Source organism: Citrobacter sp. Awk 2 (genome assembly GCF_028069815.1).
GTDB lineage: Bacteria > Pseudomonadota > Gammaproteobacteria > Enterobacterales > Enterobacteriaceae > Citrobacter.
Genome location: NZ_JANEWL010000010.1, coordinates 1 through 16,318, shown reverse-complemented (window position 1 = coordinate 16,318; position 16,318 = coordinate 1). Strand labels below are relative to the sequence as shown.

Below are 16,318 nucleotides of genomic sequence, written 5' to 3'. Positions count from 1 at the left end.
GGATCGTCAAAATAACTGATGATCTTCATCATGGTTATCTGAGTTCTTCATCAACCGAAAAAGCGTATTGTGGTGATATCAAAATGACTCCCTCAGTAAGGATATCATCATGTCTTCAACTCGTATGCCAGCATTGTTTTTGGGACACGGCAGCCCAATGAATGTTCTGGAAGATAACGTTTATACCCGCGCCTGGCAGCAACTGGGGGAAACGTTGCCACGCCCGAAAGCGATTGTTGTGGTCTCGGCACATTGGTTCACTCGTGGGACAGGTGTGACGGCGATGGAAGCACCAAAAACGATCCACGATTTTGGTGGTTTCCCGCAAGCACTGTATGACACGCATTATCCGGCCCCTGGGTCTCCTGAACTGGCTCAGCATCTGGTGGATCTGCTTTCTCCAGTGCCAGTCACGTTGGATAAAGAGGCGTGGGGATTTGACCACGGCTCATGGGGCGTGCTGATCAAGATGTACCCGAACGCGGATATCCCGATGGTGCAGTTGAGTGTCGATAGCACTAAACCTGCGGCCTGGCATTTTGAAATAGGCCGTAAGCTGGCAGCATTGCGCGATGAAGGCATTATGCTGGTGGCCAGTGGCAACGTGGTACATAACCTGCGTACAGCACGCTGGCACGGTGAAAATACACCATACCCGTGGGCGACCTCATTCAATGATTATGTGAAAGCCAACCTGACCTGGCAGGGACCGGTTGAACAGCATCCGCTGGTGAATTATCTCGAGCATGAAGGCGGATCGTTGTCGAACCCAACACCGGATCACTTCCTGCCGCTGCTGTATGTTTTAGGCGCATGGGATGGTAAAGAACCTGTAACAATCCCGGTCGATGGCATTGAGATGGGTAGCCTGAGTATGTTGTCGGTGCAGGTCGGATGATGAATGCCCGATGGCGCTGCGCTTATCGGGCATTAAATTCGTGTCGTAGGCCGGGTAAGGCGAAGCCGCCACCCGGCACTCTCAATTATTCGACAAAAATATGCGGATAGAAGCGTGAGAGATCCTGGGTGATCAACGCTCTGTCTTCACGAATGCCGATCCCGGCCGGTTGATCGTTAATCAGCCAGCTGCCGATCAGCATATAGCTGTCGCCAAATTTTGGTAGCTGATGGAACTGCTGTACGATCATACCTTCTTCACCGTATGGCCCTTCCACGGCTTCGATCGTTTTACCGTTTTCAATGATGGAAACGTTAGCCCCTTCACGCGAGAAGATCGGTTTCACGACAAATTTATCCATCTGCGGATAGTCGTCTTCGGCGAAATATGCCGGTAGCAGATTCGGGTGATCCGGGAACATTTCCCACAGCAGCGGCAGCAGTGCTTTGTTGGAGATAATGCTCTTCCATGCCGGTTCCAGCCAGCGAACGCCAGCGTCTTCCAGCTTGGTGGAGAACATTTCACGCAGCATAAACTCCCACGGATACAGCTTGAACAGGTTGGCGATCACCTGGTCCTGCATGTCCGTGAACTGACCTTTTTCACCGAGCCCGATATCTTCGACATAGAGAAATTCAGTGGCAATTTCAGCCTCAGCCGCACAATCCTGCAAATACTGGATCGTTCCACGATCTTCGACCGTATCGCGACAGCAGGTCAGGTGCAGCAACTGAAAACCGTACTGCTCGCGCAGCTCAGTGAAACGTTCGATCAGTTTTTCCTGCAGGCTGTTGAACTGATCGCTGCCTTCCGGCAGGTTGCCCGCATTAAGCTGATCTTCCAGCCAGATCCACTGGAAAAAAGCAGCTTCATACAATGAGGTTGGCGTATCTGCGTTGTTTTCCAGCAGTTTGGGTTCACCCGTGCCATCCCACGCCAGATCGAGACGGGAATAGAGCGACGGCTGCTGTGTCTGCCAGGACTGGCGAACAAAGCCCCAGGTATGTTTTGGAATGCGAAACTTGGTCATCAGCTCATCGCTGTTGATGACTCTTTCCACCACTTTGAGGCACATCTGATGCAGCTCTGCGGTGACCTCTTCCAGTTTTTCAACCTGGGCCAGCGTGAGCTTGTAGTAGGCATCTTCACACCAGTACGGCTCGCCGTACATGGTGTGAAAGTTGAAACCGTATTCGGTAGCTTTGTCGCGCCAGTCCGGGCGCTCAACAATACTGACTCTTTCCATAGGGATCAGCCACCCATCGAACGTGTCGTGGTGCCGCTGGCGCTACGTTGCATGGTGCTCTGTTTTGCCACCGACTCACCAAATCCACCGCGCGTAACGGTAGACGTTGTGGCAGGTTTTGGTGCCATCGCGGTTTTCGGCACGGTCATGGTGCGGCCCGGTGTGGCGGCACCATAGTTTTTACCGCCGGCATCAGTGTATTTGCCATATGCCGGGCTTGCCGGATTTTTCGAGCTGAACAGCGGTTGTTGCGCGCCCATGCCGCCGCCCATCATCCGACCCATCATGTAACCCGCCATCAGCGGCATCCAGAAGCTGCCACTGCTTTGATTCTGCGCTTGAGCCTGGCCTTCGCCCGTAGGTGCCATTCCTGCCTGGGCAGGTGCCTGCTGGCACTGACCTTCACCGAACTCGGCAATACAGTCTTCGCGCGTGGCGTATTTTGGCGCCGTGCGTTCAGCTTCTTTCAGTGCGTTGTTGAATGCGGTAGTACATTCAGCGCTTTTACCCGGATTCGCCGCAGAGCAGTCGTCCGCATTCTGGTAAAGCGAAACTGTTTCGTCACTTTTTTCACAGCCTGCCAGCATAAAAACAGCGGTCACAGCCAGTGCGACAGGAGTCAGATGGCGTGCGCTCCAGCTTTTGCGGAACGACGCGTGATGTATAGATTTTGTCCGTTTCATTTATGTCTTCCAGGACCCAGTGGTAAATACTGCTCAGAATAGAGGATGGCTGGTCGAAATTGAAGCGGGAAGAGGCGAGAATGCGGAAGAAGGGGCGGATCTTTACGTTGTCTTACGTTCAGACGGGGCCGAAGCCCCGTCATCAACATCAATTACGGAACGGGTTGTTGCCGTTACTGCTGCTGGTTGTATGTGCTGCTGCCGGTTTGACCGCCGGTGCCGCACTGTTCGCGGTATATCCGTCTGCCGCGGCGTCTTGCTGGGTGTTTTCCGGCGCAACGGCGTCAGGCGCGGTGGAAATAGGTTTGCCCAGCGTATTGTTCAGCGCCACCAGATCCTGCTCGTTAAGCGTACCAAGTGCAGATTTGATGTTTAACTGGTTGATCAGATAGGTATAACGCGCATTTGCCAACTGCTGCTTAGCGTTGTACAGCGTGGTGGTGGCATCCAACACGTCCACGATGGTACGTGTACCGACAGAATAACCCGCTTCCATCGCGTCCAGGGAGCTTTGCGCAGAGACAACGGCTTGTTTGTACGCATTAATGCTACTGATAGACGCATTAATGTTGTTGAATGACGAACGAACGGTCTGCACTACGCTGCGGTGCGCGCTTTCCAGTTGCTCGCTGGCACCAACAAAGTTGTACTGCGCTTGTTTAACCTGCGAGTTAACCATCCCGCCCTGGTACAGCGGCAGCGAGAAGTTCAGACCAATTTTGTTCTGGCCCTGGTTGCTGTCGTCATACTGAGAGGTGTTAGTTTTAGAACCACTGTAAGAGGTATCAGATACACCGGTAGAGGCGGTTAAACCCAGCGTCGGCAGATGACCATCCTGCGCCAGACGAATTTGCTCACGCGCCAGATCCTGACTTAAACGTGCCTGCAATAACGTCAGGTTGCGGTTTTCTGCTTCTTTCAGCAGTGAATTCACCGCCTGCGGTTTGTTGGTTTTAAAACCATCAACATTGAGCGAGGCCAGTTCCGGGTAGTAATTGCCGGTGACCTGACGCAGCTGTTCAACGGCGTTGTCCAGGTTGTTACGCGCGGTAACTTCGTTCGCCAACACGGTATCGTACTGTGAACGGGCGTTCTGTACGTCAGTGATGGCAACCAGGCCAACGTTAAAACGCTGGGTTGTCTGATCTAACTGACGATAAACTGCGTCTTTTTGTGCCTGGGTATAAGAGAGCACGTCAATCGCGTTCAATACGTTAAAATAGGCCGTGGCGGTATTCAGGATCAGCGTTTGCTGATCGGTCTGATAAGTCACATCCTGGATGCCTGCTGATTTTTCTTGCAGCGTCAGGGCACGCCATTTTGACATATCGAACAGAGTCTGAGTCAGGCTTAACGAAGCACTGGTCGCGTTGGAGTTGACGCCATTGGCATCACGAAAGCCATTGCTGTAGGTGTAATCGGCACCTAAGCCCAGTTGCGGCAGTAAAGGACTACGCGCTTCGTTAATTTTTTCGAATGCAGCATCGCGATCGGCGGCGGATTTACGCAATTCCGGGTTGCTCAGGCGTGCTTGCTGATAAACCTGCATCAGGTTTTCTGCCTGGCTCAGAGTACTGAACCCCGACAGGCTCAGGCCGATAAGGATGGGGAGCAATTTCTTCATTTGCATTCCTTGTTGTGAAGCAGTATTTAGCGCTGATCAAATTGTAAAAATAATTGCTGATTCTAGCAGAATCCGCCACTTCAAAAAGTTGGCGTTACGTGCCATACGGCGTTAATTTGCATCAATTTAACACAAGGGCGCTCAAACAGCAGTCAAACGACCTTGAAATTCACACTTTAATCACTATTGGTACCAGGACAGCACAATGCGTAAACCAGACAACTTGCCAATGACATTCACTAAAAATGATGTAGAAATTATTGCACGAGAAACACTATACCGCGGTTTTTTTTCACTGGATCTTTATCGCTTCCGTCATCGTCTGTTTAACGGTGGTATGAGCGGTGAAGTGAAGCGTGAAATTTTTGAGCGCGGACACGCGGCAGTCTTGCTACCCTTTGACCCTGAGCGGGATGAAGTTGTGCTGGTTGAACAGATCCGTATCGCGGCCTATGACACCAGCGAAACGCCGTATCTGCTGGAAATGGTAGCTGGAATGATCGAAGAAGGTGAAACCGTTGAAGATGTGGCCCGCCGTGAAGCAATGGAAGAAGCCGGACTGGATGTGAAGCGGACTAAGCCCGTGCTGAGCTATCTGGCAAGCCCGGGCGGCACCAGTGAACGCCTGTCGATTTTGGTAGGTGAAGTGGACGCTTCGACCGCAAATGGTATCCATGGTCTGGCGGATGAAAACGAAGATATTCGTGTTCATGTGGTGAGTCGGGAACAGGCTTATCAATGGGTAGAAGAGGGGATAATCGACAACGCGGCTTCTGTCATCGCCTTGCAATGGTTACAGCTGCACTATCAAGAGTTAAAAACTGAGTGGAAAAAATGAAGCGTTACACACCTGACTTCCCTGAAATGATGCGCCTGTGCGAAACCAATTTTTCGCAGTTGCGCCGCCTGTTGCCACGCAATGATGCAGCCGGTGAAACAGTGAGCTATCAGGTTGCAAACGCACAATATCGATTAACGATTGTTGAATCGACCCGATACACTACGCTTGTCGCGATCGAACAGACGGCACCAGCGGTTACCTACTGGAGTCTGCCGTCGCTGACTGTGCGCCTGTATCATGATGCGAGGGTGGCTGAAGTGTGTTCAAGTCAGCAGATCTTTCGCTTCAAAGCGCGGTATGATTATCCAAATAAAAAGTTGCATCAACGCGACGAAAAGCATCAAATTAATCAGTTTTTGGCCGACTGGTTACGGTACTGTTTAGCACATGGAGCGATGGCGATTCCGGTTTATTAGCGTCGTGAAACCTAAGGACACCATTTGGAAAGCCTGTTAACCCTTCCTTTGGCTGGTGAGGCCAGAGTCAGGATCTTACAAATTACAGACACTCACCTGTTTGCCGAAAAGCATGAAACCTTGCTGGGTGTGAACACCTGGGATAGCTACCAGTGCGTACTGGATGCAATACATGCAGAGTCGCCAGAGTACGATCTCATCGTCGCGACTGGGGATTTGGCGCAGGATCAATCCGCTGCGGCTTATCAGCATTTTGCTGAGGGCATCGCAAGTTTTCGTGCGCCCTGCGTTTGGTTACCCGGTAATCACGATTTTCAGCCAGCGATGTACAGCGCGCTTCAGGATGCGGGTATTTCCCCCGCCAAACGCATCTTCATCGGTGAACAGTGGCAAATTTTGTTGCTGGACAGCCAGGTTTTTGGCGTCCCTCACGGTGAGTTAAGCGAATTTCAGCTTGAATGGCTGGAGCGTAAACTTGCTGATGCGCCTGAACGTAATACGTTGCTGCTTCTGCATCATCATCCTTTGCCTGCGGGCTGCAGTTGGCTCGATCAACACAGTCTGCGTAATGCGGCGGAGCTCGACAACGTGCTGGTGAACTATCCGCGCGTGAAGTATCTGCTCTGTGGGCATATTCACCAGGAGCTGGATCTCGACTGGAACGGCCGCCGACTGCTGGCGACGCCATCAACATGCGTGCAATTTAAGCCGCATTGCGCCAATTTCACGTTAGATACGATAAGCCCCGGCTGGCGTACGCTGGAACTCTTTGCAGACGGTACGTTGCAGACCCAGGTGTGTCGTCTACAGGGAAATCGGTTCCACCCTGATACCGCTTCAGAAGGCTACTGATGTCTACGCTTCTCTATCTTCATGGATTCAATAGTTCTCCTCGTTCGGCGAAGGCATGTCTGCTAAAAAACTGGCTGGCGGAGCACCATCCGCACGTTGAGATGATTGTGCCGCAGTTACCTCCGTATCCAGCCCTGGCGGCAGAGATGCTGGAGTCAATTATCCTTGAACATGGCGGCGAGTCGCTGGGGATTGTCGGCTCTTCCTTAGGAGGCTATTACGCCACCTGGCTGTCGCAATGTTTTATGCTGCCAGCGGTGGTCGTGAACCCTGCTGTACGGCCTTACGAACTGCTGGTCGACTATCTCGGTCAAAACGAGAACCCCTACACGGGGCAGCAATATGTGCTAGAGTCACGCCATATTTACGATCTTAAAGTCATGCAGATTGACCCGCTGGAAGCGCCGGATTTGATTTGGCTGCTTCAACAAACGGGCGATGAAGTGTTGGACTACCGCCAGGCGGTGGCGTATTACGCCTCCTGCCGTCAGACAGTTATTGAGGGCGGAAACCACGCATTCACGGGCTTCGAAGATTATTTCAACCCGATTGTCGATTTCCTTGGACTGCACAGTTTCTGACGATCAATTCGAATTGCTAATTTAAACCATGACGCAAACTTATAACGCTGATGCCATTGAGGTACTCACTGGGCTTGAGCCGGTACGCCGTCGCCCTGGGATGTACACTGACACGACCCGTCCTAATCACCTTGGACAGGAAGTGATTGATAACAGTGTGGATGAAGCACTGGCTGGCCACGCGAAACGCGTGGATGTGATCTTACATGCCGATCAATCGCTGGAAGTCATTGACGACGGACGCGGTATGCCGGTGGATATTCACCCAGAAGAAGGCGTTCCGGCGGTCGAGCTGATCCTCTGTCGCCTGCATGCAGGCGGTAAGTTTTCTAATAAGAACTACCAGTTTTCAGGCGGTTTACACGGGGTGGGTATCTCCGTGGTCAACGCGCTTTCAAAACGTGTAGAAGTGAACGTGCGTCGCGATGGTCAGGTGTACAACATCGCGTTTGAAAACGGTGACAAAGTGCAGGATCTGCAGGTGGTCGGTACTTGCGGTAAACGCAATACCGGTACCAGCGTGCACTTCTGGCCGGATGAAACCTTCTTTGACAGCCCACGTTTCTCTGTTTCTCGCTTAACGCACGTACTGAAAGCCAAAGCGGTACTGTGCCCGGGCGTAGAAATTACCTTTAAAGATGAAGTTAACAACAGCGAGCAGCGCTGGTGCTATCAGGACGGTCTGAATGACTACCTGAGCGAAGCGGTGAATGGCCTGCCGACGCTGCCGGAAAAACCGTTTATCGGTAATTTTAGCGGTGAGACGGAAACTGTTGACTGGGCGTTGCTGTGGCTGCCGGAAGGCGGTGAGTTGCTGACTGAAAGTTATGTCAACCTGATCCCTACTATGCAGGGCGGTACGCATGTTAACGGCCTGCGTCAGGGACTGCTGGACGCGATGCGCGAATTCTGCGAGTACCGTAATATTCTGCCGCGCGGCGTGAAGCTGTCAGCAGAAGATATCTGGGATCGTTGCGCCTATGTGCTGTCGGTAAAAATGCAGGATCCACAGTTTGCCGGACAGACCAAAGAGCGTCTTTCTTCACGTCAGTGTGCGGCATTCGTTTCTGGCGTAGTGAAAGATGCCTTCAGCCTGTGGCTGAACCAGAACGTGCAGTCAGCCGAGCAACTGGCGGAAATGGCGATTTCCAGCGCGCAGCGTCGTTTGCGTGCGGCGAAAAAAGTAGTACGCAAAAAGCTGACCAGCGGTCCGGCGCTACCGGGGAAACTGGCGGACTGTACCGCACAGGATCTCAACCGCACCGAACTGTTCCTCGTTGAAGGTGACTCGGCGGGCGGGTCGGCCAAGCAGGCGCGCGATCGTGAATTCCAGGCGATCATGCCGCTGAAAGGTAAGATCCTCAATACCTGGGAAGTCTCTTCTGATGAAGTGTTGGCCTCGCAGGAAGTTCACGATATTTCGGTAGCGATCGGTATCGATCCAGACAGCGATGATCTGAGCCAGCTGCGCTATGGCAAGATCTGTATTCTGGCGGATGCGGACTCCGATGGTCTGCACATCGCGACGCTGTTGTGTGCGCTGTTTGTGAAACACTTCCGTACGCTGGTGAAACACGGTCACGTCTATGTGGCGCTGCCTCCGTTGTACCGTATCGATCTCGGTAAAGAGGTGTATTACGCACTGACAGAAGAAGAAAAAGCGGGCGTGCTGGAGCAGTTAAAGCGCAAGAAAGGGAAACCGAACGTACAACGCTTTAAAGGTCTGGGTGAAATGAACCCGATGCAACTACGTGAAACGACGCTGGACCCTAATACGCGTCGTCTGGTACAGCTCATCATTGATGATGAGGACGATCAGCGTACGAATGCGGTGATGGATATGCTGCTGGCCAAGAAACGTTCAGAGGATCGTCGCAACTGGTTGCAGGAGAAAGGTGACCTGGCGGATCTCGAAGGGTAATTGCATGTAGAAAAGCCGGAAAGGGGCGTAAAATGCCTTATCCGGCTCTCATCTGACGAAGCGATTATATGCCGGATAGCAAAGCGTCACCCGGCAAATCGACAATCTTAAATGCCCGATTCCAGAATACGAATATTCATGTCCAGCACGTCACCTTTAACGGCTTCGCTGTAGGCTTTCATATGCGGGGTCTGCAAATGCGCTTCAAGATGCGCGATGCTTTCCCACTGTTCAACCATCACGATTGAGTCTGGTGCTGTGGTCTGAAAACTCACACCCGCAGCATGATCCACCATCGGCGCATAGCCGTGGCAGCCTTCTTCCTTCAGTACGGTCGGAACGATTTTAGCAAACTGATCCAGTACCGCCTGGCGGTGATGTTGACCTGGACGTGTACGGATTTCTGCAATAACAGTAAGCATGATTAACTCCTTCTAATTCCAGGTACCTAGTTAACCAAAAATCTCGGTCAGATGCTTGCGATATTCTGCGATATAACGCGGAACATCTGGCATTTTAATCACGTCATTGGTGATAAACGTCGGCAGTGCTTCCATTCCCAGGAACTGATTTGCTTTATGGAACGGCAGATACACACCATCAACGCCAACACCATGGAAGAATTGGTCTTTTTCAGTGAAGGCTTCCATTGGCGCGTTCCAGGTCAGGGACAGCATGTATTTTTTGCCCTGAATCAGACCGCCGGAACCGTATTTTTTAGAGGCATCTGAACGCGTACGACCATCGCTGGCATACAGCGTACCGTGACCTTCGGTAAACACATCATCGATGTATTTTTTCACCGTCCACGGTGCACCCATCCACCAGCCCGGCATTTGCCAGATAACCACATCAGCCCAGACGAAGTTCTGCACTTCAGTTTTAATGTCGTAATCGCCATCTGCACGCACGATTTTAACATCATGCCCGAGGTCGCGCAGGAGGCCATCCGCGACCTCGGTCAGGGTGTCGTTTAACTGACCGTTGGAGTGAGCGAATTTTTTCGCACCATTGATAATCAGAATGTTGCTCATTTTGTGTCCTCAAGGAAATACGTTTGAGGACGATTTTACCCCCACGGGCGGTGCGGTGAAATTAGCAAAATGTGCAAAGTCTTTTGCATTATTAGCAATAATGAGGTCTTTACCAGCTGATTTTTGCCTCAAAACCGCCTTCCGGAGCATTACCAAAGGAGGCCGACATCCCGTGTAAGGTCGCGATACGACGAACGATCGACAGGCCCAGACCACTGCCGGTAACGCTTTGTCCCGGCGGACGATAAAAGCGTTCACCGATGTGTGTAAGTACCTCCGGTGCAACGCCCGGGCCGTTATCTTTGACGCTAAAATTACGGGCGTTGAGCGTCACTTCCACAATGCTACCTTGCGGGCTATAGCGAATCGCATTATCCAGCAGATTCCGCACCATCAGGCTGAGTAACAAGGGTTGTCCCATTCGCTTGATATCGTGGGCGTTAATCTGCAAACGCACATCAATATGCGCCTGTCGGGCCGAATGGTAGATATCCATCACCGAAGATTGCAGCAACTCCTCCAGCGAGATTTCCGCTACATCCTGAAGGTTGTCGAGGGAGTCAAGGCGCGAAAGCGTCAGTAACTGATCGACCAGACGTGTAGCGCGATCGATCCCGGCCTGCATCTGCATTAAGGCTTTTTGCCTTGCCTGAGGATCATCGTCAGACAGTTGCGCCACTTCGGTTTGCACTTTCAGCGCCGTCAGCGGACTACGCAGCTCGTGAGCAGCATCTGAAGTAAAGCGCCGTTCACGCACCATGGTGGTATGAATACGAGTGAAAAGTTGATTGAGTGATTCAACCAACGGGCGGACCTCGCCAGGAATGCCTTTCAAACTGAGCGGTTCTTCTGATTCCGGGTCGCGTAAACGTAGCGCCTTCGCCAGTTTTTTCAGTGGTTTAAGTTCAAGACTTAACAACACAATCAGGATTAACAGCATCAGCGGCAAAGCGACCAACCACGGCACTAATTGTGCTGTCACAATCGCTAAAGCCATATCTTCACGATATTCCCATTCCTGGCCGACAACGATTCGATACTTTTTATCTGCGGAAGTCAGCCAGACAAAACGCCATTTATCGTTGTCGCCATTCAGATAGCCATCGTCAAAACCTTCCCGGCGATAGCTATAGGGAATGTACTGACCATTGTCGCCATCGTGAAGAACCATTTTCCCTTCTGGCGTGTAGGCCGCAAAGGTTAGAACATCGTCGTCAATATGACCATGTTTGAATTTTTTCGGGGTATGCGCTATGCGTTCAGAGGCTTTTAGTTCATCGAGATCCAGCGTGATAAGGCGTTTGGCGAACAGCATCTGTTGCGTGTCGAACATCTCATTCACGTTATCGGTCGTTTGCTTCCAGGCGACAAAGCTGGAAATCAGCCAGGTCACTAAAACCAAAATCATGAATATAAGCGTTAGTCTGACGCGCAGGCTGAGGCGTTGTGTGAGTTTCATGCGTCACCCAGGGTGTAGCCAATGCCATGTACAGTGCGGATAAAGTCGCTGCCGAGCTTACGGCGTAAGTGGTGGACGTGCACTTCAACAGCGTTGCTGGAGACGTTTTCATCCCAGTTATACAGTTTTTCTTCGATCAGTTTGCGGGGCAGCACGCGGCCTTTATTACGCATCAGTAGTTCCAGTAGGGCGAACTCTTTGGGTTTGAGTGACAAAGGTTCACCTGCGACTGTCGCGACCAGCGCGCCGGGATCAAGTGAGACCTGACCATGGCTCAGAATATTGCTGGCCTGACCGCTGGCGCGGCGTACCAATGCTTCCAGTCTGGCGGCAACCTCGATGAGTGCAAAGGGTTTGCACAGATAGTCATCCGCGCCCAGGCGCAGGCCTTCAACGCGTTCTGTCAGCGCATCCCGAGCCGTCAGAATCAGCACAGGCTCTTGCTTACCTTTTGCCCGCCATTCGCGCAGGATATCGCGCCCGTCGATGCCTGGTAGCGTCAGGTCAAGGATCACCGCATCATAAGGGGCGCTGTACAGCGCTTCTTTTCCCTGACGACCTTCGGTAAACCAGTCAATGCTGAAACCCATTTTACTCAGACCTGTTTTAAGGCCATCGCCAATCAACGTGTCATCTTCGATCAGTAAAATACGCATATGTTCTTCCCTGCGGTAACGCTCTTTGCCGACAGTAAACCTTGTGACAACGGTCTCTGTACAGCAAAAAAAGTATCTTTTTTTGCCTTAAGAACTTGTTAAGGATTAACTTATTAAATAGTCGTAAACCAACATGAAAGGGAGACATGAAGATGAAAAAATTAGCTGCAATGGTTGCCGTGATGGCATTGTGTTCCGCACCTGTTTTTGCCGCACAGCAGGGCGGTTTCTCTGGACCTACGACGACGACGCAAAGTCAAAATGGCGGGTTTACTGGCCCGAACGGCAGCAGCACCACTGTTGAAAGTGCAAAGTCACTGCGTGATGACACCTGGGTCACGTTGCGCGGGAATATCGTTGAACGTATTTCTGACGATCTGTACCTGTTTAAGGATGCCACTGGCACGGTTAATGTGGATATCGACCATAAACGCTGGAACGGCGTAACCGTCGGCCCGCAGGATACGGTTGAAATCCAGGGTGAAGTAGATAAAGACTGGAACTCCGTTGAAATCGACGTGAAACAAATCCGCAAAGTAAATCCGTAATCCTACGAAGAGTGCGCAAGATCGGTCAGGATTCAATGCGGCCAGGTGGACAGAATAAGCCACAAGGAGGCAGTGATGAATGACCGATTCAGCGCGGCTTATGCCAGACGATTGCGGTGTGTTTGTGAACACATTGAGCGTCATCTGGATGAGCCCCTTACACTTGAGGCGTTAAGCCGAATGGCGCACAGTTCGCCATTTCATTTTCACCGGCAGTTTACTGCCTGGAGTGGCCAACCGCTTTATCGCTATATCCAGTGGCTTCGTCTGCGCCGTGCTTCATGGCGGCTGGCGTTTAACCCGCAGGATAAAGTCATTGATATTGCGCTGGATGCCGGGTTTCAGAATCCGGAGTCGTTCACACGTGCTTTCAAAACTGCGTTTGGTAAAAGCCCTCGCCAGTTCCGGCAAACCCCGGACTGGCTGGACTGGCACCGGCGTATTCCTAAGCAGGTATTTCAGGAGCAGCACGTAATGGACGTAAAAATTGTCGATGTCCCTCGTATTCAGGTGGCGATGTTAACGCATCGGGGCCATCCGGATTTGGTTAACGCCAGTGCCGCAAAGTTTATCGAATGGCGACGCACGACGGGCTTGTCACCGGTTGCTGGCAGCCAGACATTTGGAATTGCCTGGCATGACCCACAGAGCACGCCGCCGGCAGAGTTTCGTTTTGATATTTGCGGGAGCGTCAGCCAGGCGGCCCCCGAAAATGCGTTTGGCGTCGTGAACAGTGAAATTCCCGCCGGACGCTGTGCAGTAGTGCGCCACCAGGGGGCATTGGACACGCTTTCTGACAGCGTGTGGTTTCTTTTCCGGGAATGGCTACCGGGTAGCGGTGAAACACCGCGTGATTTCCCGGTCTATTTCCAGTATCTCAATTTCGTGCATGAGGTTGCTGAACACGAGTTACTCACGGATATTTATTTGCCGTTGGTATAGCGTTGTTCACAATCAATTCCTGGCGATGCATTGTTATTTCTGCGTCGCCAAATCCACTGAACTTTGTGACTCAACACGCCAGATAGGGTAGTATCTGCGGCAATATTGCCCTTCAATAGACGGGTATAAGTTGAGGAACCACGATTAATGAGCGATATGGCAGAGCGCCTTGCGCTGCATGAATTCACGGAAAACGCCTATCTGAACTACTCCATGTACGTCATCATGGACAGGGCGTTGCCGTTTATTGGTGATGGTCTGAAACCTGTTCAGCGTCGCATCGTTTACGCGATGTCCGAACTGGGGCTGAACGCCAGCGCCAAGTTTAAAAAATCCGCCCGTACTGTCGGTGACGTGCTGGGTAAATACCATCCACACGGCGACAGCGCCTGCTATGAAGCGATGGTGCTGATGGCCCAGCCGTTCTCTTACCGTTATCCGCTGGTTGACGGGCAGGGGAACTGGGGGGCACCGGACGATCCGAAATCCTTCGCCGCGATGCGTTACACGGAATCCCGTCTGTCGAAATATGCGGAAGTCCTGCTGGGTGAACTTGGTCAGGGAACGTCGGATTGGGTGCCAAACTTCGACGGCACCATGCAGGAGCCGAAAATGCTGCCTGCGCGTCTGCCGAATATTCTGCTGAACGGCACGACCGGAATTGCTGTGGGTATGGCGACGGATATTCCACCGCATAACCTGCGTGAAGTGGCCAAAGCGGCAATTACGCTGATTGAACAGCCGAAAACGACGCTGGATCAGCTGCTGGATATCGTACAGGGGCCGGATTACCCGACCGAAGCAGAGATCATTACTTCGCGTGCGGAGATTCGTAAAATATACGAAAACGGACGCGGTTCCGTACGCATGCGTGCGGTATGGACGAAAGAAGATGGCGCGGTGGTGATTTCCGCGCTGCCGCACCAGGTTTCCGGCGCAAAGGTGCTGGAGCAGATTGCGGCTCAAATGCGCAATAAAAAGCTGCCAATGGTCGATGACCTGCGCGATGAATCGGATCACGAAAACCCGACTCGTCTGGTGATTGTCCCGCGGTCGAATCGCGTGGATATGGAACAGGTGATGAACCATCTGTTTGCCACTACCGATCTGGAAAAAAGCTATCGCATTAACCTGAACATGATTGGCCTCGACGGTCGTCCGGCAGTTAAAAACCTACTGGAGATCCTCACCGAGTGGCTGACGTTCCGTCGCGATACTGTGCGCCGCCGCCTGAACTATCGCCTGGAGAAAGTACTCAAGCGCCTGCACATTCTTGAAGGTTTACTGATAGCGTTCCTCAACATTGACGAAGTCATTGAAATTATTCGTCATGAAGATGAACCTAAACCCGAGCTGATGTCACGGTTTGGTATTTCAGAAACTCAGGCGGAAGCCATTCTTGAGCTGAAATTACGTCACCTTGCCAAACTGGAAGAGATGAAAATCCGCGGTGAGCAGGATGAACTGGCTAAAGAGCGCGATCAACTGCAGGGCATTCTGGCCTCTGAACGCAAAATGAGTAACCTGCTGAAGAAAGAACTACAGGCTGATGCGGATGCCTATGGTGACGATCGCCGTTCTCCATTGCAGGAGCGCGAAGAAGCGAAGGCGATGAGTGAGCACGACATGTTGCCGTCTGAGCCGGTGACCATTGTGCTGTCTCAGAGTGGCTGGGTGCGAAGTGCGAAAGGCCACGATATAGACGCTCCGGGCTTAAGCTATAAAGCGGGTGATAGCTTTAAATCGGCGGTGAAAGGGAAGAGTAATCAGCCGGTCGTCTTCGTTGACTCAACCGGGCGTAGCTATGCTATCGACCCGATTACGCTGCCGTCAGCACGGGGTCAGGGGGAGCCGTTGACCGGTAAGCTCACGCTACCACCGGGTGCGACGGTTGAACATATGCTGATGGAAGGCGACGATCAGAAACTGCTTATGGCATCTGATGCCGGTTACGGTTTTGTCTGCACCTTCAATGACCTCGTCGCGCGTAACCGTGCGGGCAAGGCATTGATTACGCTGCCTGAAAACGCGCATGTTATGCCGCCGGTGGTGATTGAAGATGAAACCGATATGCTGCTGGCTATTACCCATGCGGGCCGCATGTTGATGTTCCCGGTGAGCGATTTGCCGCAGTTGTCGAAAGGCAAAGGGAACAAGATTATCAATATCCCTTCAGCGGAAGCGGCGAAAGGCGAAGATGGTCTGGCACAACTCTACGTGCTGCCGCCGCAAAGCACGCTGACTATCCACGTCGGGAAACGCAAAATTAAACTGCGCCCTGAAGAGCTACAGAAGGTAACCGGCGAGCGTGGTCGTCGTGGTACGCTCATGCGCGGTCTGCAACGCATCGACCGTGTTGAGATTGACTCGCCTCGACGCGCCAGTCACGGCGACAGCGAAGAATAACGCCAGCGTCTGGCTCTCCCTGTTTTCGCACAGGGAGAGCTTGTTTTAAAAATTCCCGTGAAACCGTTGTTTATTCGTGCGTTGCGATTAACAATACGCTTTTCCAGAGAGCCGCTCTTAACAATGCCCTAACCTGATGTAGTGTTCGGAATCAGGTGACGTAGAATGCCAGGCTCTTAGGCCTTTAGAGGTTGTTATGCTATATATTTTT

Annotated in this window: 16 protein-coding genes; 9 read left to right on the top strand and 7 right to left on the bottom strand. The window is 52.1% G+C overall.

The annotated features are described in order from the left end of the window. The first annotated feature begins 109 nt into the window (after nt 1-109). Entirely contained in the window at nt 110-898 is a 789-nt protein-coding gene (gene ygiD, locus NNO02_RS04655) for a 4,5-DOPA dioxygenase extradiol (RefSeq protein ID WP_137382555.1), read from the top strand. An 85-nt stretch (nt 899-983) separates the two neighbouring features. On the opposite strand, the gene NNO02_RS04650 is transcribed toward ygiD, so the two are convergent. The 3 genes from NNO02_RS04650 to tolC form a co-directional block, all read right to left on the bottom strand. After that, nucleotides 984-2,144: a glutathionylspermidine synthase family protein gene (locus NNO02_RS04650; protein WP_271449653.1), complete on the bottom strand. Its 1,161-nt coding sequence runs from the start codon at nt 2,142-2,144 to the stop codon at nt 984-986. Between the two features lie 5 nt (nt 2,145-2,149). Next, a complete protein-coding gene (locus NNO02_RS04645; protein ID WP_016154521.1) occupies nt 2,150-2,827 on the bottom strand; it encodes a DUF1190 family protein in 678 nt (225 codons plus the stop codon). Nucleotides 2,828-2,975: 148 nt separating this feature from the next. After that, nucleotides 2,976-4,457: an outer membrane channel protein TolC gene (gene tolC, locus NNO02_RS04640; RefSeq protein WP_271454303.1), complete on the bottom strand. Its 1,482-nt coding sequence runs from the start codon at nt 4,455-4,457 to the stop codon at nt 2,976-2,978. 199 nt (nt 4,458-4,656) lie between these two features. Here tolC and nudF point away from each other — a divergent pair, with 199 nt between their 5' ends. Genes nudF through parE form a run of 5 tightly spaced genes read left to right on the top strand, consistent with a single transcriptional unit; the run spans nt 4,657 to nt 9,062 of the window. Beyond that, complete coding sequence (nudF, locus tag NNO02_RS04635; RefSeq protein ID WP_040233966.1) at nt 4,657-5,289, top strand: ADP-ribose diphosphatase; 633 nt, start codon at nt 4,657-4,659, stop codon at nt 5,287-5,289. Continuing rightward, entirely contained in the window at nt 5,286-5,708 is a 423-nt protein-coding gene (locus NNO02_RS04630; protein WP_005123087.1) for a DUF1249 family protein, read from the top strand. Before nudF ends, NNO02_RS04630 begins: the two co-directional genes overlap by 4 nt. Before the next feature lie 24 nt (nt 5,709-5,732). Then, complete coding sequence (gene cpdA / locus NNO02_RS04625) at nt 5,733-6,560, top strand: 3',5'-cyclic-AMP phosphodiesterase (protein ID WP_271442239.1); 828 nt, start codon at nt 5,733-5,735, stop codon at nt 6,558-6,560. After that, the gene (gene yqiA, locus NNO02_RS04620; RefSeq protein ID WP_271454302.1) at nt 6,560-7,141 is read left to right on the top strand and encodes an esterase YqiA; all 582 of its coding nucleotides are present in this window, start codon (nt 6,560-6,562) and stop codon (nt 7,139-7,141) included. Before cpdA ends, yqiA begins: the two co-directional genes overlap by 1 nt. A gap of 28 nt (nt 7,142-7,169) precedes the next feature. Beyond that, nucleotides 7,170-9,062 carry a DNA topoisomerase IV subunit B gene (parE, locus tag NNO02_RS04615; protein WP_271454301.1) on the top strand — a complete coding sequence of 631 codons (1,893 nt, stop codon included), beginning with the start codon at nt 7,170-7,172 and terminating at the stop codon, nt 9,060-9,062. A gap of 107 nt (nt 9,063-9,169) precedes the next feature. Here the strand turns inward: parE and NNO02_RS04610 are convergent, their stop codons facing one another. The 4 genes from NNO02_RS04610 to qseB all read right to left on the bottom strand — a co-directional run bounded on the left by NNO02_RS04610 (nt 9,170) and on the right by qseB (nt 12,211). Next, on the bottom strand, nt 9,170-9,484 hold the full coding sequence (locus NNO02_RS04610; protein WP_003024557.1) for a putative quinol monooxygenase: 315 nt from the start codon (nt 9,482-9,484) through the stop codon (nt 9,170-9,172). A gap of 30 nt (nt 9,485-9,514) precedes the next feature. Continuing rightward, nucleotides 9,515-10,096 (bottom strand): NAD(P)H-dependent oxidoreductase, encoded by a 582-nt coding sequence (locus NNO02_RS04605; protein ID WP_271442236.1) that lies wholly within the window; start codon nt 10,094-10,096, stop codon nt 9,515-9,517. Between the two features lie 109 nt (nt 10,097-10,205). Beyond that, nucleotides 10,206-11,555 (bottom strand): quorum sensing histidine kinase QseC, encoded by a 1,350-nt coding sequence (qseC, locus tag NNO02_RS04600; protein ID WP_271442235.1) that lies wholly within the window; start codon nt 11,553-11,555, stop codon nt 10,206-10,208. Next, a complete protein-coding gene (qseB, locus tag NNO02_RS04595) occupies nt 11,552-12,211 on the bottom strand; it encodes a quorum sensing response regulator transcription factor QseB (RefSeq protein ID WP_137382562.1) in 660 nt (219 codons plus the stop codon). The genes qseC and qseB overlap by 4 nt, the downstream gene beginning before the upstream one ends. 152 nt (nt 12,212-12,363) lie before the next feature. Between qseB and NNO02_RS04590 the strand changes: the two genes are divergently transcribed. The 3 genes from NNO02_RS04590 to parC all read left to right on the top strand — a co-directional run bounded on the left by NNO02_RS04590 (nt 12,364) and on the right by parC (nt 16,107). Beyond that, nucleotides 12,364-12,759, top strand: coding sequence for a YgiW/YdeI family stress tolerance OB fold protein (locus NNO02_RS04590; protein ID WP_137382563.1), 396 nt, complete (start codon nt 12,364-12,366; stop codon nt 12,757-12,759). Between the two features lie 75 nt (nt 12,760-12,834). Then, on the top strand, nt 12,835-13,701 hold the full coding sequence (locus tag NNO02_RS04585) for an AraC family transcriptional regulator (RefSeq protein WP_271454300.1): 867 nt from the start codon (nt 12,835-12,837) through the stop codon (nt 13,699-13,701). Between the two features lie 147 nt (nt 13,702-13,848). Then, on the top strand, nt 13,849-16,107 hold the full coding sequence (gene parC / locus NNO02_RS04580; RefSeq protein WP_271454299.1) for a DNA topoisomerase IV subunit A: 2,259 nt from the start codon (nt 13,849-13,851) through the stop codon (nt 16,105-16,107). Nucleotides 16,108-16,318 lie beyond the last annotated feature (211 nt).

What these genes read in the sequence shown, in the direction of transcription:
- ygiD (WP_137382555.1), top strand. Translation starts at nt 110, where the DNA reads ATGTCTTCAACTCGTATGCCAGCATTGTTTTTGGGACACGGCAGCCCA.
- NNO02_RS04650 (WP_271449653.1), bottom strand. Translation starts at nt 2,144, where the DNA reads ATGGAAAGAGTCAGTATTGTTGAGCGCCCGGACTGGCGCGACAAAGCT.
- NNO02_RS04645 (WP_016154521.1), bottom strand. Translation starts at nt 2,827, where the DNA reads ATGAAACGGACAAAATCTATACATCACGCGTCGTTCCGCAAAAGCTGG.
- tolC (WP_271454303.1), bottom strand. Translation starts at nt 4,457, where the DNA reads ATGCAAATGAAGAAATTGCTCCCCATCCTTATCGGCCTGAGCCTGTCG.
- nudF (WP_040233966.1), top strand. Translation starts at nt 4,657, where the DNA reads ATGCGTAAACCAGACAACTTGCCAATGACATTCACTAAAAATGATGTA.
- NNO02_RS04630 (WP_005123087.1), top strand. Translation starts at nt 5,286, where the DNA reads ATGAAGCGTTACACACCTGACTTCCCTGAAATGATGCGCCTGTGCGAA.
- yqiA (WP_271454302.1), top strand. Translation starts at nt 6,560, where the DNA reads ATGTCTACGCTTCTCTATCTTCATGGATTCAATAGTTCTCCTCGTTCG.
- parE (WP_271454301.1), top strand. Translation starts at nt 7,170, where the DNA reads ATGACGCAAACTTATAACGCTGATGCCATTGAGGTACTCACTGGGCTT.
- NNO02_RS04610 (WP_003024557.1), bottom strand. Translation starts at nt 9,484, where the DNA reads ATGCTTACTGTTATTGCAGAAATCCGTACACGTCCAGGTCAACATCAC.
- NNO02_RS04605 (WP_271442236.1), bottom strand. Translation starts at nt 10,096, where the DNA reads ATGAGCAACATTCTGATTATCAATGGTGCGAAAAAATTCGCTCACTCC.
- qseC (WP_271442235.1), bottom strand. Translation starts at nt 11,555, where the DNA reads ATGAAACTCACACAACGCCTCAGCCTGCGCGTCAGACTAACGCTTATA.
- qseB (WP_137382562.1), bottom strand. Translation starts at nt 12,211, where the DNA reads ATGCGTATTTTACTGATCGAAGATGACACGTTGATTGGCGATGGCCTT.
- NNO02_RS04590 (WP_137382563.1), top strand. Translation starts at nt 12,364, where the DNA reads ATGAAAAAATTAGCTGCAATGGTTGCCGTGATGGCATTGTGTTCCGCA.
- NNO02_RS04585 (WP_271454300.1), top strand. Translation starts at nt 12,835, where the DNA reads ATGAATGACCGATTCAGCGCGGCTTATGCCAGACGATTGCGGTGTGTT.
- parC (WP_271454299.1), top strand. Translation starts at nt 13,849, where the DNA reads ATGAGCGATATGGCAGAGCGCCTTGCGCTGCATGAATTCACGGAAAAC.